This is a genomic window from Streptomyces muensis, from assembly GCF_021474425.1.
Lineage (GTDB): Bacteria > Actinomycetota > Actinomycetes > Streptomycetales > Streptomycetaceae > Streptomyces > Streptomyces muensis.
The window spans coordinates 1-9,525 of sequence record NZ_JAKEIP010000295.1 but is presented as its reverse complement, the minus strand read 5'-3'; the positions used below and the strand labels follow the sequence as shown (position 1 = coordinate 9,525).

The 9,525-nt window shown below is 72.1% G+C and carries 6 protein-coding genes and 1 pseudogene; 3 read left to right on the top strand and 4 right to left on the bottom strand.

The genetic code is table 11. The annotated features are described in order from the left end of the window. Nucleotides 1–838: pseudogene (locus L0P92_RS38185) on the top strand (hypothetical protein); the annotation flags it as partial. On the opposite strand, the gene L0P92_RS38180 reads toward L0P92_RS38185, so the two are convergent. Beyond that, nucleotides 816–1,334: a YceI family protein gene (locus L0P92_RS38180; protein ID WP_234767713.1), complete on the bottom strand. Its 519-nt coding sequence runs from the start codon at nt 1,332–1,334 to the stop codon at nt 816–818. The pseudogene L0P92_RS38185 and the gene L0P92_RS38180 overlap by 23 nt on opposite strands. A gap of 109 nt (nt 1,335–1,443) precedes the next feature. On the opposite strand from L0P92_RS38180, the gene L0P92_RS38175 reads away from it, so the two are divergent. Further along, nucleotides 1,444–1,926: a MarR family winged helix-turn-helix transcriptional regulator gene (locus L0P92_RS38175; protein WP_234767711.1), complete on the top strand. Its 483-nt coding sequence runs from the start codon at nt 1,444–1,446 to the stop codon at nt 1,924–1,926. Nucleotides 1,927–1,984: 58 nt separating this feature from the next. Beyond that, nucleotides 1,985–5,140, top strand: a complete 3,156-nt coding sequence (locus L0P92_RS38170) for an FAD-binding and (Fe-S)-binding domain-containing protein (protein WP_234767710.1) — start codon at nt 1,985–1,987, stop codon at nt 5,138–5,140. Between the two features lie 11 nt (nt 5,141–5,151). Here the strand turns inward: L0P92_RS38170 and L0P92_RS38165 are convergent, their stop codons facing one another. The 3 genes from L0P92_RS38165 to L0P92_RS38155 form a co-directional block, all read right to left on the bottom strand. Then, complete coding sequence (locus L0P92_RS38165) at nt 5,152–5,919, bottom strand: carbonic anhydrase (protein ID WP_234767709.1); 768 nt, start codon at nt 5,917–5,919, stop codon at nt 5,152–5,154. A 145-nt stretch (nt 5,920–6,064) separates the two neighbouring features. Further along, complete coding sequence (locus L0P92_RS38160; protein WP_234767715.1) at nt 6,065–7,363, bottom strand: phosphatase PAP2 family protein; 1,299 nt, start codon at nt 7,361–7,363, stop codon at nt 6,065–6,067. Between the two features lie 143 nt (nt 7,364–7,506). After that, entirely contained in the window at nt 7,507–9,519 is a 2,013-nt protein-coding gene (locus tag L0P92_RS38155; protein WP_234767714.1) for an ABC transporter permease, read from the bottom strand. Nucleotides 9,520–9,525 lie beyond the last annotated feature (6 nt).

Here is a 9,525-nt window from a genome sequence, read left to right as displayed (position 1 = left end):
GGGTGCGGCGCTGGTGGTGGCGAAGGTCGTGGGGGCGGCCGGGGTCGTGTGGCTGCTGGTCGACACGTACTTCGTCGTGAGCGAGCCGGGCACCTGGATCCGGGGGATCGCGCTGCCGTTGACGCAGGGTGCGGTGATCCACGGGCAGGGCGTGGTCGGCGTCTCGCTGTACTTCACCGACGGCAGCGACCGGCTCGACTGGTACTCCCGCGCGAGCATGCTGCTGGCCGCGGGGCTGCTGGCGGTGTTCGTGCTGTTCGTACGGCGGCTGGGGCCGGCGGCGACCGTGCTGCCGTGGTGTGCGTTCTTTCTGGCGACGCGGTCCCAGGACGGCTACTACCTGATGATGACGCCGCTGTGGCTGGCGACGGCGGTCACGGCGCCGGCGTCGGAGTTCGCCACCGCGTGGCAGCCACGTCCACGGTTTCTGTCCCGGCGCCCGGCACGCGTCGCGGCGGCCGTGCTGCTGCTCACGCCGGCTCTGGCGAGCGCGGCCTGGGCGGCGACGGGGACGCCTCCGCTGGGTCTGCGGGTGACGTCGGTGCGCCGGGCGACGCCGACCGTCGTGTCCCGCCTCGACGTCGAGGTCGGCAACACGGGCCCGGTCGCCCTGGCGCCCCACTTCACGCTGACCACGGGCCAGGGCATGAACCCGTACTGGACGGTCGTACGAGGTCCGGCCGAGGTGCCCGCCCACGCGACGGCCCGCTATGAACTCCGGCCGCCCGCAGGGAGGTTCGTCCTGCCCCGGCCGGGCGTGCGGATCCGGCTGCGGGCCTTCACGGCCGTACCGCAGACGCTGTCGAGCGCCGATGTCAGGCTGCGGCCCTCCGGGTGAAGCGGAGCGTGCCGGCGACCGTGGTGAGGCCGCGGATCATGCCGAGCTGGTTCCAGCCCATGCCGAACTGGTCGCGGTCCACGGTGAACTCGGCGTCGAGGGTGAGGGAGTCGGAGTCCGCGCCGACGAGGCGGGCGGTGAAGGTCTTGGGGCGGCTGATGCCACGGACGGTGAGCTGACCGACGACGTGCACGGTGTCGCCGTCGCGCAGTTCGGCGGCGCGGACCGAGAAGGTGATCTCGGGGTGGTTGGCGGCGTCGAAGAAGTCGGCGGAGCGCAGGTGCTCGTCGCGCTTGGCGTTGCCGGTGTCCAGGGAGGCGACGTCCAGGGTGATGGTGCCCACGGCGGAGCCGTCGGGCCGGACCTCGCCGTCGCCGGTGACGGCGGCGAAGGTGCCCTTGACGGTCACCAGGCCCCAGAACGTCTTGTGCCGGACGGCGACGGTGGAGGCGGCGGGGTCGAGCTGCCAGGTTCCGGTTTCGACGGCGACGGTCATGATCTCTCACTCCTGATCAACGGGGAAGGGGACGACATTGGTAGTCCAAATTTGGATGACCACACGCTAGCCGATACTCCAAATTTGAACAACAGCTACACTCGAATTCATGGCCGACCTCCCCGCATGCCCCTCCGCCTCAGGCGACGGACTCCTGCCCGCAGAGCTGCACGCCTGGATGCTGATGCTGGCCGCGACAGGGGCCGTGGAGCAGGAGCTGCGCAGCGTCGTCAAGGAACGGCTGGACGTCTCGCACGACGAGTTCCTGATCCTGTGCCTGCTCGCCGCCGACCCCGGCCAGGCCCTGCGCATGACCCGGATCGCGGAGCTCCTCGGCCGCCCCAAGACCCGGCTCACCTACCAGATCGCCTGCCTCCAGCACGCCGGCCTGGTCACCCGGACATCGGTCTGCGGCGACAAGCGGGGCGTCGAGGTGGCCCTCACCGAGAAGGCGCGGGGGCTGCTCAAGGAGGCGTCCGCGGTCCTCGCCGAGACGGTCAAGGCGGCGCTGGCCCGGTTCATGGGCCCGGCCCAGCGCGAGGCGATGTGCGCGCTGATGCCGGACTTCGCCGCGGAGGCGACGCCGGAGTAGTCGGCGGTGCGGTTGCGGGTACCCGGGCGGGGCCCGCACCGACACCGAGGAGGGGTTCATGGGCATCTCGGACCTGCCCGCTCCCGTCGTACGGCGCGAGACGGCGCCCGCGCCCGACCCGGACGCCCTGGAGAGCGCGCTGCGGCGGCGCGTCGACGGGGAGGTCCGTTTCGACGCCGGGAGCCGGGCCGCGTACTCCACCGACGCCTCGAACTTCCGTCAGACGCCGATCGGCGTGGTCGTGCCGCACACTCCCGAGGCGGCGGCGGAAGCGGTGGCCGTGGCCCGGGAGCACGACGCGCCCGTGCTGTCGCGGGGCGGCGGGACGTCGCTGGCCGGGCAGTGCACCAACACGGCCGTCGTCATCGACTGGTCGAAGTACTGCACGGAACTGGAGTCGGTCGACGTCGACGCCCGCAGGTGTGTGGTCCAGCCGGGGATCGTCCTCGACGAGCTCAACCGCCGGCTCGCCCCGACCGGGCTGCGCTTCGGCCCCGAACCGGCCACCCACGCCAACTGCACGATCGGCGGCATGATCGGCAACAACTCGTGCGGCGCCACCGCGCAGGCGAACGGCAAGGTCGTCGACAACATCGCCCGGCTGGAGGTGCTGCTCTACGACGGCACCCGCTTCTGGTGCGGGGAGACGAGCGACGAGGAGTACGCCGAGATCGAGCGGCACGGTGATCTGCGGGCCGCCGTCCACCGGCGGTTGCGTGCCTTGCGCGACAACTACGCCGACGAGATCCGCCGCCGCTTCCCGCGGATCCCGCGCCGGGTCTCCGGCTACAACCTCGACTCGCTCCTGCCCGAGCACGGCTTCGACATCGCCGGGCTGCTGGTCGGCAGTGAGTCGACGCTGGTCACCGTCCTGCGGGCGGAGCTGAAGCTGGTGCCGGTGGTCAAGGAACGCGCGCTGGTGGTGCTGGGGTTCCCCGACATCGCGCTCGCCGGGGACGCCGTACCGGAGATCCTGCCGTACGAGCCGATCGCGCTGGAGGGTGTCGACCGTCATCTGGTCCACGACGAGCGCCTCAAGCACCTCAATGAGCAGGCCCTCGACCAGATGCCGGAGGGGAACGCCTTTCTGATGGTGCAGTTCGGCGGCGACACCGTCGAGGAGGCCGACGAGCACGCGCACCGGATGCTGGACGCGCTGCACGAGTCCGAGCACGACGCGGAGGTCGCCTTCCTGGACGACCCCGGCCACGAGGAACAGCTCTGGCAGGTCCGCGAGGCAGGTCTCGGCGCGACCGCGCACATCCCCGACCGGCCGGACACCTGGGAGGGCTGGGAGGACTCGGCGGTGCCGCCGGAGCGGCTCGGCGACTATCTGCGGCGGCTGCGCGGCCTGTTCGAGGAGTTCGGATACCAGAGCGACGCCGGACCCAGCCTGTACGGCCACTTCGGGCAGGGGTGTGTGCACACGCGGATCCCCTTCGACCTGTACAGCGCGGACGGGGTGGCGGCCTACCGGCGCTTCATGGAGCGGGCGGCCGATCTGGTGGTCGAGTTCGGCGGGTCGCTCTCCGGGGAGCACGGGGACGGGCAGAGCCGGGCCGAGCTGCTGCCGCGGATGTTCGGCGAGGAGCTGGTGGAGGCGTTCGGGCGGCTCAAGGGCATCTTCGACCCGGCCGACCGGATGAACCCCGGGAAGGTCGTGGCGCCGTACCGGCTCGACGAGAACCTGCGGCTCGGCGGTGACTGGGCCCCGTACGACCCCCGCGACCTGCACTTCCGCTTCCCGCACGACGGCGGGTCCTTCGCCGAGGCCGCCAACCGGTGCGTGGGCGTGGGCAAGTGCCGTCGTCTCGACACCGAGGGCGGCGCGGTGATGTGCCCGTCGTACCAGGTCACGTTGGAGGAGGAGCACTCCACGCGGGGCCGGGCCCGGCTGCTGTTCGAGATGCTCGACGGGCACGGCGACAGCGCGATCCGCGACGGCTGGCGTTCGCGGGCGGTCAAGGACGCGCTCGATCTGTGCCTGGCCTGCAAGGGCTGCAAGAGCGACTGTCCGGCCGATGTCGACATGGCGACCTACAAGGCGGAGTTCCTGTCCCACCACTACGCGGGGCGACCGTGGGCGCGGCCCCGCTCCGATCTGTCGATGGGCTGGCTGCCGGTCCTCGCCCAGGCCGTGGGGCGCGGCGGGCTCGGCCCCGTGGTCAACGCGCTCACCCACACCCCGCCGCTGTCCCGGGCGGCGGTCGCGGCGGCTGGGGTCGCGGACCGGGAGGTGCCGCTGTTCGCACGGCAGTCGTTGCAGAGCTGGTTCGCCCACCGCGCGTCGCGTGCCCCCGCCGGCTCCGGCGAGCGCGGCACGGTGCTGCTCTGGCCGGACACGTTCACCAACTTCTTCCATCCGCACGTCGGCCAGGCCGCGGTGGAGCTGCTGGAGCACGCGGGCTGGCGCGTGACGATGCCCTCGGAGCCGCTGTGCTGCGGGCTGACGTGGATCTCCACCGGCCAACTGGGCGTAGCCGAGCGCGTCCTGAGCCGCACGGTCCGCCACCTCGCCGGTCATCTGCGCGACGGCGGCCTGGTGGTCGGCCTGGAGCCGAGCTGTACGGCCGTGTTCCGCTCGGACGCGGGCGAGCTGTTCCCCGGCGACCGGGACGTACGGCGACTGGCCGACCGGACGGTGACGCTCGCGGAGCTGCTCACCGAGCACAGCCCCGGATACGAGCCCCCGCGGGTACCCGACCGCACGGCCCGCGCACTGGCCCAGGTCCACTGCCACCAGCACGCCGTACTGGGCTGGGAGGCCGACGAGCAGCTGCTGCGCCGGGCCGGGGTGGACGCCGAACGGCTGGACTCCGGCTGCTGCGGGCTGGCCGGCAACTTCGGCTTCGAGCAGGGCCACCTGGACGTCAGCCGCGCCTGCGCGGAACGCGTCCTGCTGCCACGGCTGCGGGAGGAGGACGCCGGCACGGTCGTCCTCGCGGACGGCTTCAGCTGCCGCACCCAGATCCACGAGTTCGACAGCACCGGCCACGAGGCCGTGCACCTGGCCGAACTCCTGGCCTCGGCGCTGCCCGTGTCCGAGGTGGCGGGCAGCGCGTACGGACTCGCCCCGGGCGCCCGGCCGACGCCTCCGGGGCGCCGGGAGCAGGCTCTGGCGTCGGCCTGGGCGGGGGTGGTGGCGGGCGGGGCGGTCGCGGGCGCGGTCCGTATGGCGGTCCGGACGGTTCGTCGCCGTCCTCCGCCTCGGTGAGGTGCCGCCGGTCAGGCGGCGGGTGTCCCGTCGATGACCTCGACGCGGCCGGTGTCGAGGGAGTAGTAGGCGCTGACCACGGCCAGGGAGCCCTTCTTCACGAGCGGGGCGAGCGCCGGGTTGGCGCGCAGGTCGGCGGCCGTCTGCTGGGCGTGGACGCGGATCATGGCGTCGACCGGGTCGGCGTGCTTCGCCTTGGAGACGGCGTCGTACGCCGGGCGGACGGCCTCGGCGATCGACTGGAGGTTGCCCGGCAGCGGCTTGCGCTCCTTCAGGGCCTTGTACGACGCCTTGACCGCACCGCAGCTCTGGTGCCCGAGCACGACGATCAGCGGGGTGCCCGAGGTCAGGGGGCCGTACTCGATGGAACCGGTGACGACCGGGGCGACCACCTGGCCGCCGGTGCGTATCGCGAACAGGTCGCCGATCCCGGTGTCGAAGGACAGCTCCGGGTCCACCCGGGAGTCGATGCAGGAGACGATGACGCTGTACGGGTCCTGCTCGGCGGCGACTGCCTTACGCCGGTCGACACTCTGGTTGGGGCGCTGCAGCGTCCCGTTCACCCAGCGCTCGTTGCCCTCCAGCAGCCGCGCGAGGGCCGCGGAAGGCGTCTCGGGGGGCGCGCCTGCGGACGACGAGGCGGATGCCGCCGCCACGGGCGAGGCATTCGGCGCCGAGCCGTTGTCGGTCTTCGTCGAACAGCCCGTGATCACGGCCGCGGTCGCCACGAGCCCTCCGGTGAGGACGGCTCGGCGCTGCGGTTGCGAAACACTGCCCATGGCACGCTTCCCTTCTGCTGTTTCCCCTGGTGGGGCGGGTGGTGCCACTGTTTCGAAACGCCGGTTAGCGTCCGTACAGCGCTGATGCAGCACACGAGAAGGGCACGTCCAAATCACGCAGTGTGGCCGGGCACCGCTCCGGCGGTCAGACCAGTTCGGGTTGCGGCTCCGGCCGGGGGGCGAGTGGGGGCTTGGGCTCCCAGAGCCGGACGGTGCGTACGAAACCGAGGATCACCGAGGCCATCGCGAGGATGAGAAGCGGCCCGAACAGCCAGGGTCGTTCGGCCATCTCCATCGGCAGGTAGCGGTACACGACGAGAAGCGTCACGAACACCGTGGTCCCGTAAGCGACGAGTTGGACTCCCGACCGGTCCCAGCCGCGTGCCTGTGCGCGCAGAGCCGCCTCGATCGTGAGCGCGAACACCACGCCGGCCACGAGGTCGACGCCGTAGTGGTAGCCGAATCCCAGCGTCGCGCCGAGCGTGGCGACCAGCCAGAACGTGCCGGCGTAGCGCAGGAGGCGTGGCCCCGTGCGGGAGTGGACGAAGAGCGTGACAGCCCACGCCGTGTGCAGGCTGGGCATGCAGTTGCGTGGGGTGATCGCGTCGTACGGCATCGGCTGCGGGGCGCTGAGCGGCGGCACCGTCTCCGGCCACAGGTTGGCCACCGCCCAGTGCCCGCCGCCGGTGCCGAACGCGCCGGTGCCGTAGGCGAAGACCGGTCCCACCACGGGGAAGATCATGTAGATGCCCGGCCCGAGGAGGCCTATCACCAGAAAGGTGCGCACCAGGTGGTGGGCGGGGAAGCGGCGCTCAGCCGCCACGTGCCGCAGCTGGTACAGCGCGACGACGACCGCGGCCACCGCGAGCTGGACGTAGACGAAGTCGAGGACGTGGGGGCCGATCGGTCCTGTGGCCCTGACGATCCGGCCCACCAACCACGACGGGTCGCCCAAGGCGCGATCGGCGGTCACCAGGTACTGGTCGAGCACCGTCGGCCTGGTCTTCGAAGTGATCAGCAGCCAGACGTCGCCCGTCTTGCGTCCGGCCACCAGCAGCAGGCCGAGGCCGACGCCCTTGAGCAGCAGGGTCCGTTCCCGGCCGGTGCGGCGGGTGACGGCAATCCCCGCGCACCCCAGCATCACCAACAGCGCGCCATTTCCGAAGGGGTGGCCCTCGGTGACCTTGATGTCGAGTATCCATCGCGCCAGCACGATGACGAGGTCGATCCCGATCGCGGTGCCCAGCGCGACCATGCGCTGCCGCCAGGTGAGCACCACCATCATCAACGCCATGCTGGCGTACAGCAGGAATCCCGATTTCGGCGGAAATATCACCTCTCGCGCCTGCATGGCGACCGGCCCCGGCAGGCCGTAGTGACGCGCCGCGATCTCCAGTGCGATGAGGAACCCGAGGGTCACGACAGTCGCCGCGACCCAGAGGATGGCCTTTGTGCGCGAGGATTTCCCCGTTTTTATGGTTATCAATTATCTAGTCGATTTGCTAAGTATGGGCCGAATATGGACTTTTCCAGGCGATCATTAGTTCGATCATGCTATCGGAGCAGTCAAGACGGCCTGCGTCGGCATCAGTCCGACGTCTGCACCGGCCCCGCCGTCACCTTCCGCAGCAGCGGCCTGCTGCCGGCCACGGCGGCGAACATGGCCAGCGCGCCGACAGCCACGCAGAGCACCAGCTGCAGGGCACCGGAGGTGTTGACGGTGGTGCCGGCCGCCTTGTTGAGCTGTACGGCGCCGAAGACACCCATCGCGGTGGTGCCGCCGGCCAGGACGGCCAGCGGGATCACGGTCTCGCGGATCCGGGCCCGGTCCAGGACGTCGAGCGGGGTGCCGGACAGCCGCAGCAGGCCGTACACCCGACGCCGGTCGAGGACGTTCGCGGCGGCCGTGAGGCCCGCGGAGGCGGCGGCGACGAGGAAGCTCAGCGCCAGGGTGGCGGCGCTGACGGTGGCGACGCGGGCCGTGACCGTGTCGTCCGACGCGGACACGTACTCCTGCGTGATCGGGTACCTGCCCGACCCGAGCGGCGTCAGTGCGGTGACGGCGGCGTCGACGCCCTCCTGACCGCCGGAGACCTGGGCGGTCACGCCGTCGACCCCACCAAGCAGGCTGTCGAAGTCGTCCTCGCTCGTGACGACGACGGTCGCGGTGACGCCCGCCTCGTGCAGCGCCGTACGGGCTTCGGCGGCGGTGTGCCGGGCGTCGGCGGCGCTCGCGGTGATCACCGCGACCTGGCCGTGGTGGCTCGGGCCTTCGGAGCCCAGCGTGCTGACGGAGAAGAACCCGGCCACGAAGCCCGCCAGCACCAGGCCGCTGACGGTGCGCCAGGCGCCGCGCGGATCGTCGCTGAGCCGGCGCGCGGCCAGCAGCGTGGCCGGGCGCTTGGCGCGACGGCCGACGATCCGGCCCAGCCGGTCCACGACCCACGGGCCGAACAGCCAGAACGCGCCGTAGAACAGCGCCAGCAGGGCGAGCAGTTGACGGGTCTTCAGCTGGCCGTCGCCCGTGCTCATCCAGATGTAGCCCAGGACCGCGACGAACAGCACCAGACGGATGGCGCGGGTGCGGCGCGGGTCGGCCTGCTGGGCGACGCCCAGCGGCGAGGTGGCCACCTGGCGCAGCATCGTCACCGCGCTGACGGTGATCAGGGCGGTGACGGCCGGCACCACCGCCGCGAGCCACGGCAGCCCCACCCAGAGCTGACCGGTGTACCAGGCGCCGACTCCGTACGGGAGTGCGGCGAGCGCGGGCAGCAGGGCCACGTAGGCGAGCGCGCCCGTCAGCGCGCCGGCCGCGCCGACTCCGGCCGCCTCGACGGCGGTCATGGCGAGGATCTGCCGTGGGGTCGCCCCGGCCAGCCGCAGTGCGGCGAGCCGCTGTTCACGCCGGGCCGCGCCGAGCCGTCCGGCGGCCGCTGCCAGCACGACGACCGGCATGACGAGGAGCACCACGCCGAGCAGTACGGTCCCCTGGTCGGTGCCGGTGAACAGGCTCGCCCTGGTGCCGGCGAACCCGGAGATCGAGGCGCGCTCGGTCAGCCCTTCGTCGTAGTAGTTCTGCTCGCCGGCGGCCTTCGACACCGCGGGGTCGCCCGGCGCCCGTCCGACCACCGCGACCAGCTCGTCCGGCGAGGCGAGACCGACGGCGGCGATCGTGCCGTAGGACTTCACCGCCGGGAAGCGGTCGGCGAGTTGTCGGGCGGGGAGCTTGTGCAGCAGCTCGGCCAGGGCCGGGGAGACGTACACCTCGCCCCGCTTCGGGAAGCCGCTCAGGCCGGGCGGCGCCGGGGTCTGCTCGCGGCCGGGCAGCTGGGCGAGGTTCACGACGGTGACGGGTTCGTCGCGGACGTACGTCGTGGTCGTGGCCTGGACGGCCGTCGCCTGCTTCGCGGGTACGGCGTCGGGCGTGCGCCAGGTGGTGTGGTCGGCGCGGGTGCCTGCGCCGAGGGAGGCGGCGATCATCACCAGCAGCAGGAACGAGCCGACGGCGGCGGCCCCGGCCGCGAGCAGCTGGGACTGCAGACCGCGGCGGCCGGAGGACCGGGCGAGGTGCCAGGTCAGGGGCAGGACGGGGGAACGCATGGGGGC